The organism is Nocardia shimofusensis NBRC 100134 (genome assembly GCF_001613125.1).
GTDB classification, from domain to species: Bacteria; Actinomycetota; Actinomycetes; order Mycobacteriales; family Mycobacteriaceae; genus Nocardia; species Nocardia shimofusensis.
The window spans coordinates 112,121-133,003 of the sequence record NZ_BDBT01000002.1 but is presented as its reverse complement, the minus strand read 5'-3'; the positions used below and the strand labels follow the sequence as shown (position 1 = coordinate 133,003).

The 20,883-nt window shown below is 69.5% G+C and carries 18 protein-coding genes and 1 tRNA gene; 15 read left to right on the top strand and 4 right to left on the bottom strand.

Annotation, left to right across the window (positions count from 1 at the left end):
• Positions 1-18: 18 nt before the first annotated feature.
• The gene (locus tag NS3_RS02845; protein WP_067853037.1) at positions 19-615 is read right to left on the bottom strand and encodes a 5-formyltetrahydrofolate cyclo-ligase; all 597 of its coding nucleotides are present in this window, start codon (positions 613-615) and stop codon (positions 19-21) included.
• Positions 616-696: 81 nt separating this feature from the next.
• Here NS3_RS02845 and NS3_RS02840 point away from each other — a divergent pair, with 81 nt between their 5' ends.
• The 9 genes from NS3_RS02840 (at position 697) to NS3_RS02805 (ending at position 9,376) form a co-directional block, all read left to right on the top strand.
• Positions 697-1,686, top strand: coding sequence for a UTP--glucose-1-phosphate uridylyltransferase (locus NS3_RS02840; RefSeq protein WP_245649443.1), 990 nt, complete (start codon positions 697-699; stop codon positions 1,684-1,686).
• Positions 1,687-1,801: 115 nt separating this feature from the next.
• Positions 1,802-3,058, top strand: coding sequence for a molybdotransferase-like divisome protein Glp (gene glp / locus NS3_RS02835; RefSeq protein WP_067853021.1), 1,257 nt, complete (start codon positions 1,802-1,804; stop codon positions 3,056-3,058).
• Between the two features lie 41 nt (positions 3,059-3,099).
• A complete protein-coding gene (locus tag NS3_RS02830; protein WP_067853545.1) occupies positions 3,100-3,750 on the top strand; it encodes a GNAT family N-acetyltransferase in 651 nt (216 codons plus the stop codon).
• A 283-nt stretch (positions 3,751-4,033) separates the two neighbouring features.
• Positions 4,034-5,581: a divisome protein SepX/GlpR gene (gene sepX / locus NS3_RS02825; RefSeq protein ID WP_067853019.1), complete on the top strand. Its 1,548-nt coding sequence runs from the start codon at positions 4,034-4,036 to the stop codon at positions 5,579-5,581.
• A gap of 78 nt (positions 5,582-5,659) precedes the next feature.
• Positions 5,660-5,732: transfer RNA gene (locus NS3_RS02820), tRNA-Ala, on the top strand.
• A 152-nt stretch (positions 5,733-5,884) separates the two neighbouring features.
• On the top strand, positions 5,885-6,040 hold the full coding sequence (locus tag NS3_RS28825) for a hypothetical protein (RefSeq protein ID WP_157101134.1): 156 nt from the start codon (positions 5,885-5,887) through the stop codon (positions 6,038-6,040).
• Entirely contained in the window at positions 6,037-6,795 is a 759-nt protein-coding gene (locus tag NS3_RS02815; protein ID WP_067853009.1) for a class I SAM-dependent methyltransferase, read from the top strand. Before NS3_RS28825 ends, NS3_RS02815 begins: the two co-directional genes overlap by 4 nt.
• Entirely contained in the window at positions 6,795-8,372 is a 1,578-nt protein-coding gene (locus NS3_RS02810) for an FAD-dependent oxidoreductase (protein ID WP_067853005.1), read from the top strand. Before NS3_RS02815 ends, NS3_RS02810 begins: the two co-directional genes overlap by 1 nt.
• Positions 8,369-9,376, top strand: a complete 1,008-nt coding sequence (locus NS3_RS02805; RefSeq protein ID WP_067853003.1) for a DUF5914 domain-containing protein — start codon at positions 8,369-8,371, stop codon at positions 9,374-9,376. The genes NS3_RS02810 and NS3_RS02805 overlap by 4 nt, the downstream gene beginning before the upstream one ends.
• Positions 9,377-9,477: 101 nt before the next feature.
• On the opposite strand, the gene NS3_RS02800 is transcribed toward NS3_RS02805, so the two are convergent.
• Positions 9,478-9,690, bottom strand: a complete 213-nt coding sequence (locus NS3_RS02800; protein ID WP_067853002.1) for a hypothetical protein — start codon at positions 9,688-9,690, stop codon at positions 9,478-9,480.
• A gap of 226 nt (positions 9,691-9,916) precedes the next feature.
• On the opposite strand from NS3_RS02800, the gene NS3_RS02795 reads away from it, so the two are divergent.
• The 5 genes from NS3_RS02795 to NS3_RS02775 all read left to right on the top strand — a co-directional run bounded on the left by NS3_RS02795 (position 9,917) and on the right by NS3_RS02775 (position 16,378).
• Positions 9,917-10,249 (top strand): DUF6223 family protein, encoded by a 333-nt coding sequence (locus NS3_RS02795; protein ID WP_218018182.1) that lies wholly within the window; start codon positions 9,917-9,919, stop codon positions 10,247-10,249.
• A 267-nt stretch (positions 10,250-10,516) separates the two neighbouring features.
• The gene (locus NS3_RS02790; RefSeq protein ID WP_084495008.1) at positions 10,517-11,344 is read left to right on the top strand and encodes an LppX_LprAFG lipoprotein; all 828 of its coding nucleotides are present in this window, start codon (positions 10,517-10,519) and stop codon (positions 11,342-11,344) included.
• A 411-nt stretch (positions 11,345-11,755) separates the two neighbouring features.
• A complete protein-coding gene (locus tag NS3_RS02785; RefSeq protein WP_067853000.1) occupies positions 11,756-13,225 on the top strand; it encodes a fatty acid desaturase in 1,470 nt (489 codons plus the stop codon).
• Positions 13,226-13,303: 78 nt separating this feature from the next.
• Positions 13,304-14,515: a type III polyketide synthase gene (locus NS3_RS02780; RefSeq protein WP_067852999.1), complete on the top strand. Its 1,212-nt coding sequence runs from the start codon at positions 13,304-13,306 to the stop codon at positions 14,513-14,515.
• Between the two features lie 39 nt (positions 14,516-14,554).
• On the top strand, positions 14,555-16,378 hold the full coding sequence (locus tag NS3_RS02775) for an ATP-binding cassette domain-containing protein (RefSeq protein ID WP_067852996.1): 1,824 nt from the start codon (positions 14,555-14,557) through the stop codon (positions 16,376-16,378).
• Between the two features lie 301 nt (positions 16,379-16,679).
• On the opposite strand, the gene NS3_RS02770 is transcribed toward NS3_RS02775, so the two are convergent.
• Both NS3_RS02770 and NS3_RS02765 read right to left on the bottom strand, forming a co-directional pair.
• Positions 16,680-17,531 (bottom strand): hypothetical protein, encoded by an 852-nt coding sequence (locus tag NS3_RS02770; RefSeq protein WP_067852993.1) that lies wholly within the window; start codon positions 17,529-17,531, stop codon positions 16,680-16,682.
• Between the two features lie 124 nt (positions 17,532-17,655).
• A complete protein-coding gene (locus tag NS3_RS02765; RefSeq protein ID WP_157101133.1) occupies positions 17,656-18,522 on the bottom strand; it encodes a hypothetical protein in 867 nt (288 codons plus the stop codon).
• A 216-nt stretch (positions 18,523-18,738) separates the two neighbouring features.
• Between NS3_RS02765 and NS3_RS02760 the strand changes: the two genes are divergently transcribed.
• Complete coding sequence (locus NS3_RS02760) at positions 18,739-20,853, top strand: acyltransferase family protein (RefSeq protein ID WP_084494990.1); 2,115 nt, start codon at positions 18,739-18,741, stop codon at positions 20,851-20,853.
• The last annotated feature ends 30 nt before the right edge of the window (positions 20,854-20,883 follow it).

Here is a 20,883-nt window from a genome sequence, read left to right as displayed (position 1 = left end):
ACGTCGCCAGTCGGTGTGTCATTCCCCGCAGTCGTCCCGGCCGAGCCGGATCACTCCACCGCCGGGGGTGAGTACCCAATCGACCCGCACATCGTGCTGCTCTTCGGGCAGCGACGCCACGAACTCCTCGTCTCGCACCACCGCCACCAGCCGGGCGTGCGGCCGGGCGGCGCCGAGGGTGCGGTCGTAGTATCCGGCCCCGCGGCCCAGTCGCACGCCGCGCCGGTCCACCGCCAGCGCGGGCAACAGGATCAGGTCGGCCTCGGCCACCACCTCCGGCCCGAGCGCGGGCCCGACCGGTTCGAGCAGCCCATAGCGCGCTGGGCGCAGATCGTCGGCGCCGGTGTACTCGCCCCAGGCCAGCGCTCCGGGAGCACCGGTCACCGGCAGCAGTACCCGCCCCCCGTCGGCCCGCAGTTCGTCCAGCATGGCGGTCGAACCGGGCTCGCCGCGCACCGGCACGTACGCGCAGGTGACACCGTCGCCGCGCAGTTCGCGCACCGCCGCGGCCAAGGCCGCGGCCTCCGCTGCGTGCCGCGCCGGGTCCAGGCGCGCCCGGCGAGCGAGAATTTCTCCGCGCCATGTCTGTTTGTCGCGCTGACGGGGCATCCCCATGGGGATCACCTTAAGCTCAGCCGCAGCCGGATCGTCGCGACGACGTTCATCGGCGGTGTCATGGATGGATAGGGTATGCGTATGACAGCAAAGGCCGGACAGTCCGCGCGGGCCGCAGTGTCCTCGTCGGACACAGCGTCCCCGCAGAGGGCGGCGTCGTGTTTCCGCACGGCCGTCGTTCCGGCGGCAGGGCTGGGGACCCGGTTCCTGCCCGCGACGAAGACGGTGCCCAAGGAATTGCTGCCGGTGGTGGACACCCCCGGCATCGAACTGGTCGCCTCCGAGGCCGCCGATTCCGGCGCCGAGCGCCTGGTGATCGTGACCTCGCCCGGCAAGGACGGCGTGGTCGCGCACTTCGTCGAGGACCTCGTGCTCGAGGGCACGCTGGCCGAGCGCGGCAAGTTCCACCTGCTGGAGAAGGTGCGCAAAGCGCCCGGGCTGCTCGATGTCACCTCGGTGGTGCAGGAGGAGCCGCTCGGGCTCGGACATGCCGTCGCGCAGGCTGAGCGCGTGCTCGACGACGACGAGGACGCCATCGCCGTGCTGCTGCCGGACGACCTGGTGCTGCCCTGTGGCGTGCTCGACGTGATGAGCCGGGTCCGGCGCAAACGCGGCGGCTCGGTGCTGTGCGCGATCGACGTGCCCAAGGACCAGGTCAGCGCCTACGGTGTCTTCGATGTCGCCCCGGTGCCCGACGCCGTCAACCCGAATGTGCTGCGCGTCAAGGGCATGGTGGAGAAGCCCGAACTCGCCGACGCGCCCTCGACCTACGCCGCGGCCGGCCGGTACCTGCTCGATCGGGCGATTTTCGACGCGCTGCGGCGCATCGAGCCCGGCGCCGGTGGTGAATTGCAGCTCACCGACGCCATCGCCCTGCTGATCGAAGAAGGACATCCGGTACATGTGGTCGTCCACCGTGGGTCGCGCCACGATTTGGGCAACCCGGGCGGTTATCTTCGAGCAGCGGTCGATTTCGCCCTCGAACGGGAGGAATACGGCCCCGCCCTGCGGGAGTGGCTGCATCATCGGCTGAGTTCGGACTGGGATCCGCAACTGGCGACCGACGAGTAGGAGCCGCGCCTGGCGCGCCTGCGGTCGGGTACCACAATGTGCGGGGCGGGCGATCACGGCCGGGCCCGGAAGCGTCGGGCCGTGAACAGGTGCGGAGAGGATCAGGAAGGGCTGGATGCGCTCGGTTGAGGATCAGCAGATCAAGGTGACCGCGGCGGCGGTCGCACCGCGGCCGGTCCGGGTCGCGATCTCCGAGGCGCAGGGACTGCTGTGTGCCGAGGACATCGTCACCGAGCGTCCGCTGCCCGGTTTCGACCAGGCCGCGATCGACGGTTACGCCGTGCGCAGCGTCGACGTGGCCGCGGCGGGCACCGAGATCCGCGACGAGGACGGCGAACTCGTCGATCTCACGCTGCCCGTGGTGGGCGAGGTGGTGGCCGGCTCGCGCCAGCCCATCCGGCTGCAACCGCGCCAGACCGTGCGCGTGGACACCGGTGCGCCGTTGCCCACCCTCGCCGACGCCGTGCTGCCGCTGGATTTCACCGACGGCGGGCGGGCCAGGATCAAGGTGTACGAGCCGGTGCGTTCCGGTGATTACGTCCGTCGCGTCGGCGACGACGTGCAGCCCGGCGACGTGGCCGTGCGGGCGGGCACCATCATCGGCCCGGCTCAGGTGGGCCTGCTGGCCGCGGTCGGCCAGGACAAGGTGCTGGTGCACCCGCGGCCCCGGCTGTCGGTGATCGCGGTCGGCGGGGAACTGATCGACATCGACCGGACCCCCGGCCCCGGCCAGGTCTACGACGTCAACTCCTACGCCCTGGCCGCCGCCGCGCGGGACGCGGGCGCGGACGTGAACCGGGTCGGCATCGTCAGCACTGATCCGCGCAGGCTGCGCGATGTGGTCGAAGGTCAGCTGGTGCGCTCGGAGGTCGTGGTGATCGCGGGTGCGGTCGGCGGCTGGGCGTCCGAGCAGGTGCGCGAAGCGCTCGAGGGGCTCGGTGAACTCGAGATCGCCCGGGTCGCCATGCATCCCGGCTCGGTGCAGGGTTTCGGCAGGCTCGGACGCGACGAGGTGCCCACCTTCCTGCTGCCCTCGAATCCGGTGGGCGCGCTGGTGGTCTTCGAGGTGATGGTGCGGCCGTTGATCCGGATCGCGCTCGGGCGCAGGCATCCGATGCGCCGGATCGTGCGGGCCAGGACCATCACGCCGATCAGTTCGATGGAGGGACGCAAGGGCTACCTGCGTGCCCAGCTCATGCGCGACGAGGCGACCGGCGACTATTTGGTGCAGCCGCTGGGCGGCGCGGCGGGGTCCTCGCATCTGCTGGCGACCCTGGCCGAGGCGAACAGCCTGATCATCGTCGAACCTGACGAGACCGACTTCCGGACCGGGGACGAGGTACAGGTCGCCTTCTTGTCCCAACGTGGCTGACTCGGCCGCTGAGCTCAGGGCACGAGTGAACTATGGAGAGCATGAACGTATTCCGGGCCACGCAGCATCCTGGATGGCCCGCCCGCCTCGGTCCGGTACACGTGGCCGCCGGTGCGGTGACACTCCGGCCGGTGCGGTTCCGTGACGCCGCCGCGTGGAGCAGGCTGCGACTGCGCGACCGTGCGCATCTCGAGCCGTGGGAACCGACCGGGCGCGGCAGTTGGGAGGCGCGCAACCACGCGTCGAACTGGCCCTCGCTGTGGTCGAGCCTCAAAGCCGAGGCGCGCCGGGGCGCGATGATCCCGTTCGCCATCGAGGTCGACGGTGCGTTCGTCGGGCAGCTGACGGTCGGCAACATCGTGCGCGGTGCGCTGCGTTCGGCCTGGATCGGCTATTGGGTGGCCAAGGATCGCAGCGGGCAGGGCGTGGCGACGGCCGCGCTGGCACTGGGACTGGACCACTGTTTCGGGCCGGTCGGACTGCACCGGGTGGAGGCCACCGTACGGCCGGAGAATCTGGCGAGCCAGGCGGTGCTGCGCAACTGCGGATTCCGGGAAGAGGGATTGCTGCAGCGCTATCTGGATGTCGACGGCGCGTGGCGCGATCATCTGCTGGTCGGTATCACCGCCGAGGAATTGGGCGGCACGGCTGTCGAGCGACTGGCCCGCGCGGGCCGTATCGTTCTGCCCTGAGCCCTATCGTTCCGAGCCCTATCGTTCCGAGCCCTATCGTTCCGAGCCGTATCGTTCTCTCCACATCCGGGTTATTCCGGCTCGCGCCGGATTCGGGTCCGCGCCTACTCTCGTAGTGGTGGCATTGTGACAGGTGTGGCCGATGTGCACGGCGCGCCTGCCGGATCACCGCCTCCGCGCGAATTAACCTACCGACGTCGGAGGTGTGCCGTTCGCGAGCGACGCCACTGCTGAACGGACAGCCCGAAAGGATTGAACTGGTGGGGACGGAGGTGACGGCCTGATGCCGAATTCGATCCTGTGGATCGGCTTGGTCGTGCTCTGGGTCTTCGTCCTCTTCCCGATTCTCGCCGACCGGCACCCCAGAATCCGGCAGACGACCGACGCCGCGCTCGCGACCAGGGTGTTGCATCGCGGCGGTTCCAAACGGCGGCTGCGCTATCGACCGAACCGAGTGCGGAGAAAGCGTTTCCACAGCGATGATGCGGAGGACCGGATGACCATACCGGCCGACGAGAAAGTTTCCGACGACCTCGCCGAATTCCTCGACGAGGCCACCGACGACCGGCGCGGCAAACGGGTCGCGTCGTCCCGCTCCGCCCGCGCCGACGCTCCACCGCGCGACACGGATTCGTCCGACGAGGGCTGGGAGCACGTCCCTGCCGATATCGACGACGGCGATCACGGCCCGCGCCGCGAGCGCACCATCCGTCGCGGCGGCTCCAACCGAACCGCCGCCGCCTCCGATCTCGACGCCGGCGATACCGCGGAGTCCGCCGACCGGGCCGCCTCCGATATCGCCGCGAACGCCGGTGATCTCGAAGTCACCGGCGATATCGAGGACGCGGGCGATATCGAGAACACGGAGGTCGAGACCGACGGCCTCGACGGGAAAGCCGAGCGTGAGCTCCGGACCGAATGGGCCGAGACGCGACAGATCACCGCTCGAATTCCACCGGCGCGCTCCACGGCGCCCGTGCGGGCGCCCGACCCCGGCTACGGCGAGTCCGACGATTACCGCGACGCCGATTACGACACCGACGAGGAGACCGACGCCGATCAGCGCGCCTCCGATCGACCCGGCTCGGGTCGTCGTCGCGCTGAACGTCGTGGCTCGGACCGCCGGAAATCCGGGCGCCGCAATTCCGGTTCGGGTGACGTCGACAACGACGCGGACAGCGACTCCGAGCCCCCCGGCCCCGAAACCTCCGGCCACGAAACTCCCGGCCACGAAACTCCCGGCTCCGAAACCTCCGGCTCCGTAACCTCCGGCAACGAGGTCGGCGATTACGAATCCGGCGACGCGGAGCCGGAATTCGTGCCGACCCGGCGGGGCCGAGGCGGTTACGACCCGGAAGCCGACGCGATCGCCCGTGCCGCTCGCTACACCTTCCGTCAGCGCGCCGTGCTCGCGCTCATGCTGACCGCCCTCATGACCGGCGCACTCGGACTGATCATCAGCCCGATGTTCTGGTGGGGCAGCGGTCTGTCGATCCTCGTGCTCGGCGCCTACCTCGCCTACCTGCGCAAGCAGGTGCGGATGGAGGAGGAGATCCGCAGACGTCGCGCCGCGCGTCTCGGCCGCCGTCACCGCGAATCCGAGGACGACGAGTTCGACGAGCACGAACTCAGTGCCGAAGAACGGGTCAGGATCGCCACCGGCGGCATGGACCGCGCCACCGCGCGCGCCCTGCGCCGCCGCTCGTCCCTGCTCGACGTGGACGACGAGGATCCCCTCTTCGAGCACCTCGAAGCATTCGACCCGGCCACCGCCCGTGCCCTGCGCCGACGGACCGGTGCCGACTCGCGCAGGCAGGCCGCGGGCGAATGACCGCAGATCAGGCGGGCGATTCGGTATCCGGACCGCCCGCCTGATACAGTGTCACAGCGCGGTTCGCAGGAGCCGCACGGGGCTATAGCGCAGTTGGTAGCGCGTCTCGTTCGCATCGAGAAGGTCAGGGGTTCGATTCCCCTTAGCTCCACAAGAGTGGTCCTACTCGAACCGGTGACCTTTATGGCGCTGGGGAGAGTAGGGCCATTTTTGTTTGTCCGGCTCGCAGGCTCGTGGCAAAGGCGCGCCCCCGCCGGCGCGTCTTTTCCGCAGTGTGTTGCCGGTCGCGGGCATACTGCTGGTGTGGACGCGATCGCGATCGCCGCCGATGTGTGGAGTTCCAGTCCGCGCCGGCGCACCGGCCGGCTCCTGCCGCGGGAGGTGCCGATCGAAGAGCTGCTGTTCCGGGAACACCGCGGCCGGAACCGACACCGCCTCGGCCGCCAGGTGGCGTCGTGAGTCGCGCCCGACTCGGCCCGACCGGACTTCCACGGGACCAGGTGCCGGCCACATTCGACAACGGCGCCGCCGACTACGACCGGCTCGTCGGATTCAACCCGGGCTATCACAAGCATTTACGCCTGTCCGCGCGACGTATGCGGCTACCCGGGAACGGCGCCGGACTCCGGCTGCTCGACGCCGGCTGCGGTACCGGCGCCTCGACCGCGGCGCTGCTGTCGGTCGCCCCGGACGCCGAGATTCTCGCCGTCGACGGATCGGCGCAGATGCTCGCTCGCGCACGAGCGAAAACCTGGCCCGCGACCGTGCGGTTCCACCACACCCGCATCGAAGACCTCGACGTGGCGGACACCGGCCGTTTCGACGGCATCTTCGCCGCATACCTGCTCCGCAACCTCGCCGACCCCGACGCGCAACTGCGCGCGTTCGCGGCGCTGCTGCATCCCGGTGCCCCGCTCGCGGTGCACGAATACTCCGTGCGCGGATCACTGCCGGCCCGTCTGGTCTGGAACGCGGTATGCGGCGCCGTGATCATTCCGGCCGGCGCGCTGCTCACCGGCGAGGCCACCCTGTACCGGCATCTGCGTCGCAGCGTGAATTCGTTCGACAGCGTGCCCCAGCTCCGGGCGCGGTTGCGTGACAACGGTTTCACCGCGATCCGGGCGACGACGGTGCCCGGGTGGCAGCACGGCATCGTGCACACCCTGACGGCGACCGTGCCGCGCCCCGGCGCGGAAACAGAAGGGACACCGTAATGCGTGACCGCCCCGGCCGCGACCGACGTGTCGTCCACCATCGCGCCCCACCGGCCTCCGGACCCAGCCGCCCCGGCAACCGCCCACGCGTCGTGGTCGTCGGCGCAGGCATCGCCGGGCTCACCGCGGCGACGGGGCTCGCCGAACGTGGCATCGCGGTGGAAATCATCGAGCGCCGACCTCATCTCGGCGGCCGGGCGGGCGGCTGGACCGACACCTTGCCCGACGGCACCGCGATCGCGGTCAACCGTGGATTCCACGCCTTCTTCCGCCAGTACTACAATCTGCGCGCACTACTGCGCCGCACCGATCCGGAGCTGCGCCGACTCGTAGCAATCGACGACTACCCCCTCATCGACGGGCACGGACGACGCGACACCTTCCGAGGCCTGCCGCGGACCCCGCCATGGAACGCCCTCGCGTTCGCCGCCCGCAGCCACACCTTCCCGCTGGCGGACTTGCGCCGCGTCGATGCGCGCGCCGCGGCGCCGCTCGCGGCGGTGTCCGTGCCCGCGATCTACGATCAGCTCGACCACCTCGACGCCGAAACCTTCCTGCAGCGGATCAACTTCCCCGCGACCGCTCGCCATCTTGCCTTCGACGTGTTCTCCCGCAGCTTCTTCGCGCCACCGACCCAGCTGTCGGCGGCCGAGCTGGCGACCATGTTCCACATCTACTTCCTCGGCTCCAGCGAAGGGCTGCTGTTCGACGTCCCCACCTCGAATTACGACACCGCCTTGTGGTCGCCGCTGCGCGACTATCTCGCATCGCGCGACGTCCAGATCCGCACCGACATCACGGTCACCGCCGTGGAACCCGGTGGCGACCGCACCTTCCGGGTGTACGAACGAGACGGTCGCGCTATCGCCGCCGACGCTGTGGTCATCGCCACCGATGTCGCCGGTCTGCGTCGCATCGTCGAGCACTCACCACAACTCGGCGACGACGCCTGGCGCGCATCGGTCGGGCGGTTACGCAGCGCGCCACCGTTTCTGGTGTACCGGATCTGGCTGAACACACCGGTCGCGCCGCATCGCCCGGCGTTCCTGGCTACCGGAGGGCTCTCCCCGCTCGACAACATCAGTGTGGTGAACCACTACGAGCAACAAGCCCGCACGTGGGCCGATCGCCACGGCGGCGCCGTGCTGGAACTCCACGCCTACGCCCTGCCCCAGCAGCTCACGCCGGCCCAGGAGCACGATATCCGCGCCCGGCTACTCGCTCGGTTGAACCGCCTCTACCCGGAAACCGCCGACGCCGAGATCCTCGGTGAACACCTGCAATGGAACCAGGACTGCCCTCTGTTCGGAGCAGGCGACCACGCGCACCGGCCCCCTGTCCGCACACCACACGACCAGCTCGTGCTGGCCGGCGACGGCATCCGCATCGACCTGCCCGTCGCCTTGATGGAACGCGCCGCCACCACCGGGTGGACAGCGGCGAACACCTTGCTCACCCGATGGGGACTACCCGGTCACGACCTGCACACCGTGCCGACCAGCGGCCGCAACGCCCTACTCCGCCGACTCGCCACCCGCTACGGATCGGCGCCCGCGCGAGTTGAGGACCCCCGATGAACAACATCCTGTCTCGGCGGTGGCCCGGCCGATGGCCGCTGCAACCCCTCGATCCCGGCCGCTGGACCGACCAGCAACCGACCTACCGCGCCGCGAAACCCGCCATCATCTCCGCCGCACTCGAACGTGCCCAACGACGCCCATCCGGAAACTGGTATGTCTTCGCGGCCAGCCGAGACATCCGCACCGATCGGCCGTTCGGATTCACTGTCGCCGGAACCGAACTCGTCGCGTGGCGCGACCGGCGACAGCGACTCGCCGTGGGTCCGGGAGCGTGCCCACACCTGGGGGCACCGATGGCGCAAGCACACATCGACTGCGGCGCCCTCGTGTGCCGATGGCACGGACTGCGCCTGGACCGCGGCGGCGCACCCGGCTGGACACCGCTACCCTGCCACGACGACGGCGTCCTGGCCTGGGTCCGCCTCGACCCCGTCGACGACGGCAGCCCCCTCGACACACCCGTGATCGGCGCCCGCCCGCCCGCGCACCGCGCCATCTCCGCGGTAGCGACCGTCAGCGGTGTGTGCGAACCCGCCGACATCGTCGCCAACCGGCTCGACCCCTGGCACGGCGCCTGGTTTCACCCTTACTCCTTCACTCACCTCGAAGTACTCGAAACCCCACCCCTGCACCAGGACGCGACCGAATCCGAGGACCGGTTCCTCGTCGCGGTCACCTTCCGAGTCGGCCGATGGCTCGGCGTTCCCGTGCGAGCCGAGTTCACCAGCCCGGAGCCCCGGACCGTCACCATGCGCATCGTCGACGGCGAAGGATCCGGCAGCGTCGTCGAAACCCACGCCACACCACTCGGCCCCGGACCAGACGGACAACCACGCACCGCTGTCATCGAGGCGGTCATCGCCGACTCCACCCGACCCGGCTTCGCCCGCGCCCACCACGCCACCCGCTTCCTGCGGCCGATGATGACCCGCGCCGCGGCCCGGCTGTGGCGCGACGACCTGGCCTACGCCGAACGCCGCTACCGACAGCGGACGCAATAGTCGCGAACGCCGCCGGGCGATGTTGTTCAGTGACTCCTGGACGATCCGGTAGCCGGTCCGATCCACCGCGACAGGCAGATCCCGGTGCCGTCCTTCGATGGTCAGCGTCGCGTCCAGGCCGGACGCACGGGCCCGTTCCACCAGGTCCGCCACATCGGTGAGGCCTGCGCGAACGCCTCACCCGTGTCGCGTACCGACACCAGGACCGCGAGCGGTAGCGAGGCCACCACGATCGCCGACCCCGCCACCGCGACGACGCGATGACCGGCCCGCACGGCGGCATACACCGCGAACAGGAATGCGACGGCGGGCACGTCGAAGTTCCGTGGGCGCGCCGCATTGTCCGGATGGTCGGCTACCGCATCGGCGGTAGCGGAATTGTCTTCAGCCGCACGATGTTCGATGGCCGGTCGCCCCGCAGTATCGGATGGGTCGAGTTTTCCAGCTCACCACGGTGGCCGTCGCCCCGCTCGCCGGTATCGCGCTCGCTGTGCCTGCGGTGCCGATGCCGCGGTCCAGCCCGACGCCGCTGTCACCGGCATGACCTCCGGGCGAGTCGGGCCCACGCTGACCGCGCTGGTGGGACTGATCGGCGTGATCAGCGGCGGGCCGGCGCTGACCCGCTCCGGTGGGCGTATCGGGACCGTCGCGAGGACGAGAGCCGCTGTGGTGGCCCTGGTAGCGGGAACGGCCGGCGTGGTCCTCGGCGGGCTGTTCGCCGCCACCGCCGACGGCGGGCCGGGTACCGGCAACGGGATTGTCGGTGCCGCTATCGCCGTGGTGTTGGGGCTGGTCAGCACCGTCCTCGGTGGCCGCGCGCTGGCACGCTCCCGGCGCCGCGGCGAACAGCGCTTCGCAGCGAGCCGCCACTGATATGGTGGGCGCCGCTGTTCATCATGCGGGTCGTGTCAGGGCGATCATGGACGAGGGGTGATCGCCCTGACACCAGTCCCTGTCCCCGGCCGTGCCCGCGGACAGTGGCCGCAAGACCCTTGCCGGAAAAGGTTCTGCCCGATCACTCGCGCGTACTCCGATGTGCTTGCATACTCTGTGCGGGGCAGCGTCGCTGCCTCGTACACAGGCGCCGGAACACGCCGGCGCCACGGAAACTCTCCGGGGGTACACGTGACCGACAAGACCATGCGGGGCTCTGCCCTGCGCAACAAGCGATCCCGCCGCTCGCGGCTGAGCGGTGCCGCGCCCGCGCTGCTGGCGGCATCGCTGATCGCGGCGCTGGTGGCGGGCTGCTCGTCGTCCGACGACGGCGGCGACACCACCGCCGCGCCGGTGACCGGGCCGCTGCCCGACGCCGCGCAGATCATCCAGGAGTCCTCGCGGACCACCCAGACCCTGCAGTCGGTGCATCTCGACATCCAGGTGACCGATGTGCCGAATCTGCCGGTGGAAAGCGTCTCCGCGGACGTGACCAACCAGCCGCAAGGCGCGGGCCAGGCCATGGGGGAGGCCAAGGTCAGGACCAAGCCCGAGGAGCCGTTCATCGACACGAAGTTCATCGTGATCGACAAGACGCTCTACACCGCGGTCAACAGCTCCAGCTACGCGCCCGTCGGGCCGGCCGAGCAGGTCTACGATCCGGGCGTGATCCTGGACAAGGACAAGGGCTTGGCCAATGTCATCGCGCAGGTGAAGAACCCGAAGGCCGAGGGCCGCGAGACCGTCGAGGGCATCGCCGTCGTCAAGGTCACCGGCACCATCGACGGCTCGGTCATCGACCCGGTCGTGCCGCGTCTGGGCGAGGGTGCGGGCACCATGCCGATCACGCTGTGGATCGCCGACGTGCCGCCGCCGAGCGACGCCGGTTCGGAATCGACCCGCCCGTCGGACGCCGCCTCCACCGGTGACGGCCCGAACCTGGTGCGCGCCGTCGTCGACAAGGACGGTGGCACCGTCGAGGTGACCCTGTCCAAGTGGGCGGAGCCGGTCAACGTCATCAAGCCCGCGAGCTGACGCCGGGCAGGCGACAGGACACCCGGTCCGGAGCGTGAGACGGCACAGCCGCTCGCGTTTCCGGACCGGCTGCGTTCCCAGCGCTTTCATCTGACCCGCCGTCCCTGCTCCGGCAGGGCGGTGGGGGTACGCGAAAAATACACTCCGACAACGGAATCGCAGGCCGGCGGGGAGGCCGGTCCGCGGCGCTGCCATTGTCGCGACATCGCCGGGCACGGCGATTCCGTCCGCCGCGCAACGAGGTCCGGCGATGCCGGTCCGCCTCTCGCCCCGCCTCGCGCGGGCGCCTCGGCGACCGCTTAAGAGATTGTTCAGTGAAGTACAAGGCGCCGCGGGAAGCATTCACTCTCGACGACAGCGCCGGCGACCTGATCGGCACCAGGAAACGCCGTTCGGACACGGAGGATTGACATGACGACAAGTGACCGCCCGGAGGTCGAGGAGCGGGACTTCCGTCGACCCCCCGCCCCGCCCGGCCCGCCGCCTGTCTCGAACGTCTGGGTGTACAACGGCAAAGCCTACGACCTGTCGGAGTGGATCTCCAAGCATCCCGGCGGCGAGTTCTTCATCGGGCGCACCAAGAATCGCGACATCACCTCGATCATCGGTTCCTACCACAAGGATCCCGAGCGCATCGAGCGCATGCTGGCGCGCTACTCGCTCGATCGCGACGCCAGGCCCGAGGACATCCACCCCAAGGCCAACGCGCCGGACTTCCTGTTCAAGGAAGGCTTCGACAGCTGGCGTGACACCCCGAAGTACCGCTTCGACAACAAGAACGACCTGCTGCACAAGGTCAAGGCACGGTTGAAGGACCCCGAGGTCGCCGCCCGCATGAAGCGGATGGACCGGATCTTCGACATCGTGGTGATCGTGCTGGCCATCGCGTACTTCGCGGTGCAGGGCGTGCGCCTGGCCGAGCCGGCCTGGCTGCCGCTGCCGGTGTTCGTGCTGGCCATGGTGCTGTTGCGCAGCTCGCTGGCCGGATTCGGGCACTACGCCATCCACCGGGCCCAGAAGGGCATGAACAAGATCTATACGAATGCCTTCGACATCAACTATGTCGCACTGGCTTTCGTCACCGCGGACGGTCACGCGCTGCTGCACCACCCGCACACCCAGAGTGAAGTCGACATCAAGAAGAACGTCTTCACGATGATGATGCAGGTGCCGAGGTTGTACCGGGTGCCGATCCACACGCTGCACAAGTTCGGTCACACCGTCACCGGTATGACGATCCGGTTGCTCGATGTCGTCCGGCTCACCCGCAAGGTGGGCGTCAAGGAGATGTACGGCAGTATGCGCGGCGCGCTCCCGCATTTCATCGGCTCGTTCGGCATGCGCGCGCTGCTGCTCGGCGAGCTGATCGTCTTCACCGTGGCGGGCGACTTCTTGGCCTGGGCACTACAGTTCGTCATCACCTTGTGGATCAGCACCTTCCTGGTGGTGGCCAGCCACGACTTCGAGGTCGAGACCGATGCGCTGCCCGAGTCCGATACCGAGGACTGGGCGATCAACCAGATCGAGCAGGCCTACGACCTGAAAGTCATCGGCAACCGCTACGTCGACTGCTTCCTCGCCGCGGGCCTGAGCTCGCACCGTGTCCACCATGTGCTGCCCTACCAGCGCAGCGGCTTCGCCAATATCGCCACCGAAGACATCCTGCGTGAGGAATCCGCGGAGTTCGGCGTCGAATGGCTGCCCGCCAAGAGCTTTTTCACCGATCGCTTCCCGAAGCAGATAAGCACCTACCTGTTGGCTCCCTCCCGGGAGGCCGAGGAAAAGAACTGGGGCTTCGTACGCGAACACCTTTCACCGACGGCGCTGAAGACCTGCGCGACCTACACGGTCCAGGGCTTCACCGGAATCGGGACCGTCTGACCCGATCCCGCTGACCGCACCGATCACCACCGGAGGCCGCGCCGCCGACCACCACATTCCTCGAAGGGAAGAAAGACCATGTCCATCACCGTCGACCAGGGCGGCGCCCGCCCCGCCACCGAGCCCCGCCACCGCATCGCGCCCGAGACCGAGCGCACTCCGAGGGAGCACTCCTCGATGCCGCCGTCACCGCCGGTCACCATCGGCGTCATCGAGGGCATCGCGACCGGCTCGCCCGAGCGCAGTGTCGATCAGGCCGGGGCGGCCGAACAGGTCGCCGGGTTGTTCTCCGATCCCCGGCAGCAGGCCCGTATCGCCCGCATCTACGACAAGACCAGGATCGACACCCGCCGCATGGCCGTCGACCCGACCGACCCGGAATTCCTCGAATTCAGCAGGAAGCCGGGCAATCTGCGGGACCGGATGAACCTGTATTACCGGCACGCCGCACCGCTCGCGGTCGACGTGGCAGCTCGCGCGCTGGCCGATTCGGGCGCGGCGGCCGAGGAGATCGGGCAGTTGGTGTTCGTCACCAGCACCGGGTTCATCGCGCCCGGCGTCGATGTCGCGGTGCTCACCGGACTCGGGCTCTCGCCGACCGTCGGGCGGATCGTGGTCAACTTCATGGGGTGCGCGGCCGCGATGAACGGCATCCGCACCGCGACCGACTACGTGCGGGCCCATCCGGACAAGAAGGCGCTGGTCGTCTGCCTGGAGCTGAGCTCGGTGAACGCCGTGTTCGCCGACGACGTCAACGATGTCATCATCCACAGCCTCTTCGGCGACGGATGCGGCGCGGTGGTGGTCGGCGCGCGCCAGGCCAGGCAGCCGCTGGCGCCGGGCAGGATCGTGGTGCGCGACAGCTTCAGCCACCTGTTCGCCGGCGCCGAGGACGGCATCGTGCTCGGGGTCAACCACAACGGCATCACCTGCGAACTGTCGGAGAACCTGCCGCAGTACATCTACCGCGGCGTCGATCCGGTGGTGCGGGGCGTGCTGGCGCGCAACGGACTGACCAAGGCCGACGTCGACCTGTGGGCGATCCATCCGGGCGGTCCGAAGATCATCGAGGAATCGGTGCGTTCGCTCGGACTCGATCCCGATCAGGCCGCGCCCAGCTGGGATGTGCTGGCCCGCTACGGCAACATGCTGTCGGTTTCCCTGATCTTCGTGCTGGAACAGATGATCCGGCAGTCCACGGTGGGCGAGTCCATCTCGACCGGTGTGGCCTTCTCCTTCGCGCCCGGGGTCACGCTCGAAGGTCTGGTCTTCGACATCATCCGTCGCTGATCTCGCGACCCATCGCTTCTCTCGAGAGAGCACCTGATCATGCAACTCATCAAATTCCTGGTCTCGATCTCCTGGACGCGCATCGCCGCGGTGATCGTCACCGGCCTGGTCTGCGGCGCGGCCAACACCTATCTGGTCACTCTGATCAACGCGGTGGTCTCGCCCACCCCGCATCCGCGGGCCACCGTCGAGCAGTTCCTGCTCACCATCGCGGTGGTCCTGATCAGCGGCCTGCTCTCGCAGGTAATGCTGATCCGCCTGGCGCAGGACGCCATCTTCCGGTTGCGCTCGGACCTGAGTTCGAGCGTGGTCGCGGCGCCGCTCGAGCATCTGGAACGGCTCGGCATGCACCGGCTGGTCGCCACGCTGACCGAGGACGTGCGCTCGCTGTCGCAGGCGGTGACCGCGATCCCCGCGATCTGCATCGACGTCGCGACCATCATCGGCTGCTTCGTCTACCTGGCCACCGTCTCCGGGCCGATCTTCGCGATCACCATCGCGGGAACGCTGATCGGCGTCGCCTGCGTCGAGGTCTTCCTCGGCCGTGTGCGCCGCATCTACCACGCGGCGCGGGAGAACGAGGACGCGCTGCTGCGCTCCTTCCAGGCGGTCACTCTGGGCATCAAGGAGCTCAAGCTGCACCGCGGCAGGCGGCGTGACTTCATGGACCGGCATCTGCTCGGCACCGCGGGACAACTGCGGGCGCAGAATGTGGACGCGGGCTCGAAGTTCTCGGTGGCACAGAGCCTCGGGCAGCTGCTGCAGCTGGGCACCATGGCGCTGATCCTGTTCGGCGTGGCCAAGGCGATGGAGATGCCACGCGAGGTGATGGTCGGCTACATCCTGGTGACGACCTTCCTGGCGATGCCGATGCAGAACTTCATGCACCGCATCCCCGATCTGCTGCGCGGCGACGTGGCGCTGGCCAAGATCCGGGCGATGAACTTCTCGCTGGAGACCCTGCACGACGAGGACCAGCTGCCCTACGCGCAGCGGCCCGCCGTCGAGTCGGCCCGGCTGGAGCTGTCCGGGGTGAGCTATCACTACCGCGAGGACGTGCCCTCGGCGATGCCGCCCGGTCCGCCCGGTCCGCACGGCCATCCCGGAGGCGGGCATCCGCCGCTGCCGCCGCCCGGTCACGGGGGCGGTCCGCGCCAGGGCGCGCCCGATGTCAACGGCAAGCGCAAGGTCAGTCACGCCGGCATGGACGGCAAGCCCGTTCCGCTGGGGCCGCCGCCCGGAGGTCCGCCCGGCGAGGACGGCGGGTTCACGCTCGGCCCGCTGGACCTGGTGTTCGAGCCCGGTGAGATCACCTTCGTGGTCGGCGGCAACGGCAGCGGCAAATCGACGCTGGCCAAGCTGATCACCGGCCTGTACGTGCCGCGCACCGGCACCGTCTCGATCAACGGCGAGGCGATCGACCATCAGAACATCGAATGGTTCCGGCAGAACAGCTCGGCGATCTTCACCGATTTCCATCTGTTCGAGGACTATCTCGGGTTCGACCAGCCGGGCATCGACGACGAGGTCCGTCGGTACCTGCGGGAACTTCGGCTCGACGACAAGGTCGACGTCCGCGACGGCACGCTGACCACCATCGCGCTGTCCCAGGGACAGCGCAAGCGCTTGGCGCTGCTGACCGCGCTGCTCGAGGACCGCCCGATCTACGTCTTCGACGAGTGGGCCGCCGACCAGGAACCGAAGTTCCGCGAGGTATTCTACAAGGAGATCCTCGTCGGGCTCAAACGGCGCGGCAAGACGGTCGTCGTGATCACCCACGACGACCGGTACTTCGATTGCGCGGACCGGCTCGTGAAGCTGGAATTCGGCCGGATGGTCGAACCGGTGGCCGTCGAGAGCTGACCGCTACCGCCCACGCCCGGTGACGCTCCGTGTGTCGCCGGGCGTCGGCGTTTCCGGTCGATCCACCCCGACTGCTCGATCTGCTCGGCGGAGGTGCGAACACCGCGGGGATATCCGTGCCCAGGCCGTCGTATTCGTCGAGCAACAGCGGAATCGGTTGCCGGTAGGTCGCGCCCGCGTCGGCAACCTGATCGTGCTGCCGTGCAGGGCGTGCGGGAACTTCCGCCCGGGCTGCCCGGCCGGACGGCGACCCTGGCCGCCCGGGTGCCCGGCGGTGTGGTGCTGGTGTGAGGGGCGTGGGTCAGGCGGCGGGCGGTGCGGGATCGAGGGGAACCTGCGAGCCCTCCATCGCGCCCACGGCCGCACCGATGACCGCGCCGGTGACGACGCCGGGACCGGTGCCGAAGGCGTAGCCCATGGCCGCGCCGACCGCCGGGCCGATGACCAGACCGGTGGGCAGGAAGGGGATTCCGAAGAGGAACCCGACCATGCCGCCCGCGACGGCGGCCAGACTCGCGACCGGGGCGATCGCCACGCCGCCGATGACCGCGCCCATCGCCGCATCGCCGATCACGTACTCGGCGATCACATCCGAACGCCGCGGGTCCATGCCGGTGCTGTCCAGCACATCCGAGAGCGCGTTCTCGAAACCGGCCGCACCCCCGTTGATCTCGGCGGCCTGCTCAGGGGTGATGATGCCGGGGCGGCCGAGTTCGACTCTGCCGATACGGATCTGCTCCGCCGTCGCCGGTGCGTCGACGGCGGGCGCCACCGGCGCGACGAGCGGTGTGGCCTGGACCGGAGCGGGCGGTGGGACAACCGCCGCCGGCGCGGGAACCGGCGCGATCCCCAGCGCCGAGGTGACCAGCTGGACGAGATCCGGCGCGGGGGGCGGTGGCCCGAGATCGACCCGGGGCGGCAGTGCCGGTGTCGGTGCGCCGAATCCGAAGCCGGCGAGCGGGTTCGGCCCCAGGCCGAGTGCCTCGGTGAGCTGGGTGGGGAGTTGCCCGACCGGCGCGGTGAACTGCTGGTCGTCGGCGGCGGCGGGTGCCGTCCCGGCCACCGCCGCGCACACCGCACCGGCCACCAGGGCCGTCGCGGCGCGCAGGGCGAATGTGCGGTGTGGAGCGTCGGGCCTGTTGGATGTGGCCATTGGCTACCTCATTCCGAAGGGAGGACCTACGGAAGGGGATTCGGAGCGGCAGGCCGAATGGATGCGCGACGACGAGCCGGGCCCCGGCGAGTACCGGAGCCCGACTCGGTCCGCGCGGCGAGGATCAGGCGGCCGGCGGTGCGGGAAGGTCGGATTCGAGGGGGACCATCGAGCCCTCGATCGCGCCGACGGCGCCACCGATGAGCGCACCCGCGGCCACGGCCGGGGCGGCGACGAACGCGTAACCCATGACCGCGCCGACCACCGGCATCACCACCAGGCCCGCGGGCAGGAACGGGATGCCCGCGATGAACCCGGCCATGGCGCCGACCATCGCACCCGCACTGGAGATGGGGGAGGACACGGTGTTGCCGACCATCGCGCCGATGGCCGCGTTGCCGATCATCTTCTCGGCCACCACATCGGAGCGCGCGGGGTCCATGCCGGTCATGTCGAGGGTGTCGGACAGCCCTGTCTCCGCGGCGAGTGCGCCGTCGTTGATCTGGGCCGCGATGTCGGGCGGCACGAAATCGGGGCGGTCCACCTGGACGCTGCCGATACGAACCCGGTTGTCGGGCAGCGGCATCGGCGGTGCGGGAGGCTCTGGCTCGGCGATCGGGGTGGCGGCGGGCGCGGGCGCCACCGCGACCGGCGCCATGCCCATGGCTGTCAGGACCGACCGATCCAGCTCCGGGATCGATGCTCCGGCGTTCGCCTGCGCCTGGTCGAGAGCGGCCGGGACGCGCGGGAGCGCACCGAAGTCGATGGCGCCGAACGGGCTGAAGCCGTGCGCAGGCGCCTCCGCCGCGCCCGGGACGACCGGGAACTGCCCGACCGGCGCGACGACCGGGCGGTCGTCGGCAGCGGCGGGCGTGGTTCCCACCACCGCCGCGCAGACCGCCCCGCTGAGTAGAACGGTTGCGGGACGCAAGGCGAAACTGCGGTGTCCAGCGGCGGGCCGGTTGTGTGTGCCCGCAGCGTGCTTGCCCATTGGCTACCTCATTCCGAAGGGACGACCTACGGAATCTGATTCGGAGCTGCGGACCGGGCGGATGACACCTTCGGCGTGTCGGGCGGGATCGCGGGTTGGACCTGTCTCCGCCCGCCGTGATAAGAGGTTGGTCATGTCTCGTTCACCGTTCGTCCTCTCCGGCGACAGCGTCGCCGCGCACCCGGGCTCCACGGCCGGGTGTCGTCCGGCAGCACGATGACGGCGGCACGAGAATCGGGCGTGGCGCCCGCGACCGCCACTTCGGCTCCGGCCGTCCCCGTGGCCGCCGCGACGCGAGCGGTCGAGAAGCGGGCACGGGGATATCGCACGGACTTGGACGGATTGCGTGGCGTCGCGATCGCGCTGGTCGTCGTCTTCCATATCTGGATGGGCCGGGTCTCCGGCGGGGTCGACGTCTTCCTGGTGCTCGCGGGCTTCTTCTTCACCGCCTCGCTGTTGCGCCGCGCCGAGTCCGGCACCGGGATCTCGGTCCGGGAAACCGCCGCCCGGCTGGCCAGGCGCCTGCTGCCCGCGCTGGTGCTGGTGCTCGCGGTGGTCGCGCTGTTCACGGTGCTGACCAAGCCCTACACCCAGTGGACCGAACTGGCGTCGCAGACGCTGGCCTCGCTGCTGTACTACCAGAACTGGTACCTGGCGTTCTCCTGGGCGGACTACCTCGCCGCCGATCCGTCGGTGAGCCCGCTGCAGCACCTGTGGTCGATGTCGTTGCAGGGGCAGTTCTATCTGGCCGCGCTGCTGGGCATCGCGGCGCTGGTATGGGCCTGCCGGACGCTGGGCATACCGGCCGCGATCCGGCCGGTCGTCGCCTTCGTGCTGGCCGCGCTGACCGCGGCCTCGTTCGGCTACGCCACGCGCGGGGTCGAACTGCATCAGGGGTGGAACTACTACGACAGCTTCGCCCGGGCCTGGGAACTGCTGGCGGGCGCGCTCGTCGCGGTGGTGCTGCCCGCCCTGAATCTGCATCGGGTGCTGCGGGCGTTGCTCGCGCTGGTGGGGGCGACGCTGGTGCTCGCCTGCGGCTGGATCGTCGACGGCGGCTCGATGTTCCCCGGTCCGGCCGCGCTGCTCCCGGTCGGGGCAACCATCGCCCTCATCCTGGCCGGTCAGAACCTGTCGGCCGAACAATTGCCGCTGCCCAACCGGCTGTTGGCCTCCGCCGCGACGGTCCGGCTCGGCGAGATGGCCTATGCGCTGTATCTGTGGCACTGGCCGCTGCTGATCTTCGTGCTCGCTCATCTCGGTGACGCCCGGATCGACCTGCGTGCCGGGCTCGCCGTGCTGGCCGCGTCGCTGGTACTGGCGTATCTGACACATCGATTCGTCGAGGAGCCGTTGCGCGCACCCGCCGCCGCCCGCGCCCCTCGGGTGGAGGTCGGACATCGGATGATGCTGGCCCTCGGCGTGACGGTGCTGGCGCTGACGGTCACCTCCCAGGTGGTCAGCAACGTGTCACCACCGCGGCCGGTGTACGACCTCGACGCGATCCGCTATCCCGGGGCCGAGGCGTTGGTCGGCGGCGCGGACACCCCCCAGGCGGATATCCGGCCCAGCGTGTTTGATGCGCCCGCCGACGCGGCCTACCCCACCCGCGACGGGTGTATCTCCGACTGGGACACCCGCGAGGTGATCACCTGTTCGTACGGCGATGCCGACGCCGACCGCACCATCGCGGTGGTCGGCAATTCGCATTCCGAGCACTGGGTGCCCGCGCTGGATCTCCTCGGCCGGGAGTACGGGTTCCACATCGCCGTCTACTTGAAGATGGGCTGCCCGCTGACCGTGGCCGAGGAGACCTCGTACAAGGGGCAGTCGATCCCGGACTGCCGCGACTGGTCGCTGGAGGTGATCGACCGGCTCGGCGTGGACCGCCCGGATTGGGTCTTCACCACCGGGACCAGGCCCAGAGATCTGATCGGCGACGAGACTCCCGACGACTATGTGCAGGTCTGGTCTCGGCTGTCCGAGCACGGCCTCAACATCCTGGCGATCCGCGACACACCGTGGCTGCGGCGCGACGGGGTGCGCTATCGGGCCATCGACTGCCTGGCCGGGAACGGCGACCGGCTCAGCTGCGGCATCCGCCGGGCGGACGCCTTCGATCCGGTGAATCCGGCCGAGGAGCCCGCCGCCTCGTTCCCGAACGTGTTCACTCTCGATCTCACCGACGCGGTGTGCGGGACCGACATCTGCCCGGTGGTGGAGGGCAACGTCCTCGTCTACCACGATGAACACCATCTCACGGCCAGCTACTCGCGCTCGATGGCGCCGGAACTCGGCCGCAGACTCGGCCCGATCCTCGGTTGGTGGTGAGGCCGCGCGCCCCGTCCGCCGCATCGATAG

Coding starts and splice junctions, on each gene's coding strand:
- NS3_RS02810 (WP_067853005.1), top strand. CDS start 6,795: ATGCGTGACCGCCCCGGCCGCGACCGACGTGTCGTCCACCATCGCGCC.
- NS3_RS02785 (WP_067853000.1), top strand. CDS start 11,756: ATGACGACAAGTGACCGCCCGGAGGTCGAGGAGCGGGACTTCCGTCGA.
- NS3_RS02780 (WP_067852999.1), top strand. CDS start 13,304: ATGTCCATCACCGTCGACCAGGGCGGCGCCCGCCCCGCCACCGAGCCC.
- NS3_RS02770 (WP_067852993.1), bottom strand. CDS start 17,531: ATGGCCACATCCAACAGGCCCGACGCTCCACACCGCACATTCGCCCTG.
- sepX (WP_067853019.1), top strand. CDS start 4,034: ATGCCGAATTCGATCCTGTGGATCGGCTTGGTCGTGCTCTGGGTCTTC.
- glp (WP_067853021.1), top strand. CDS start 1,802: ATGCGCTCGGTTGAGGATCAGCAGATCAAGGTGACCGCGGCGGCGGTC.
- NS3_RS02795 (WP_218018182.1), top strand. CDS start 9,917: ATGACCTCCGGGCGAGTCGGGCCCACGCTGACCGCGCTGGTGGGACTG.
- NS3_RS02765 (WP_157101133.1), bottom strand. CDS start 18,522: ATGGGCAAGCACGCTGCGGGCACACACAACCGGCCCGCCGCTGGACAC.
- NS3_RS02840 (WP_245649443.1), top strand. CDS start 697: ATGACAGCAAAGGCCGGACAGTCCGCGCGGGCCGCAGTGTCCTCGTCG.
- NS3_RS02775 (WP_067852996.1), top strand. CDS start 14,555: ATGCAACTCATCAAATTCCTGGTCTCGATCTCCTGGACGCGCATCGCC.
- NS3_RS02790 (WP_084495008.1), top strand. CDS start 10,517: ATGCGGGGCTCTGCCCTGCGCAACAAGCGATCCCGCCGCTCGCGGCTG.
- NS3_RS02830 (WP_067853545.1), top strand. CDS start 3,100: ATGAACGTATTCCGGGCCACGCAGCATCCTGGATGGCCCGCCCGCCTC.
- NS3_RS02805 (WP_067853003.1), top strand. CDS start 8,369: ATGAACAACATCCTGTCTCGGCGGTGGCCCGGCCGATGGCCGCTGCAA.
- NS3_RS02760 (WP_084494990.1), top strand. CDS start 18,739: ATGACGGCGGCACGAGAATCGGGCGTGGCGCCCGCGACCGCCACTTCG.
- NS3_RS02845 (WP_067853037.1), bottom strand. CDS start 615: ATGGGGATGCCCCGTCAGCGCGACAAACAGACATGGCGCGGAGAAATT.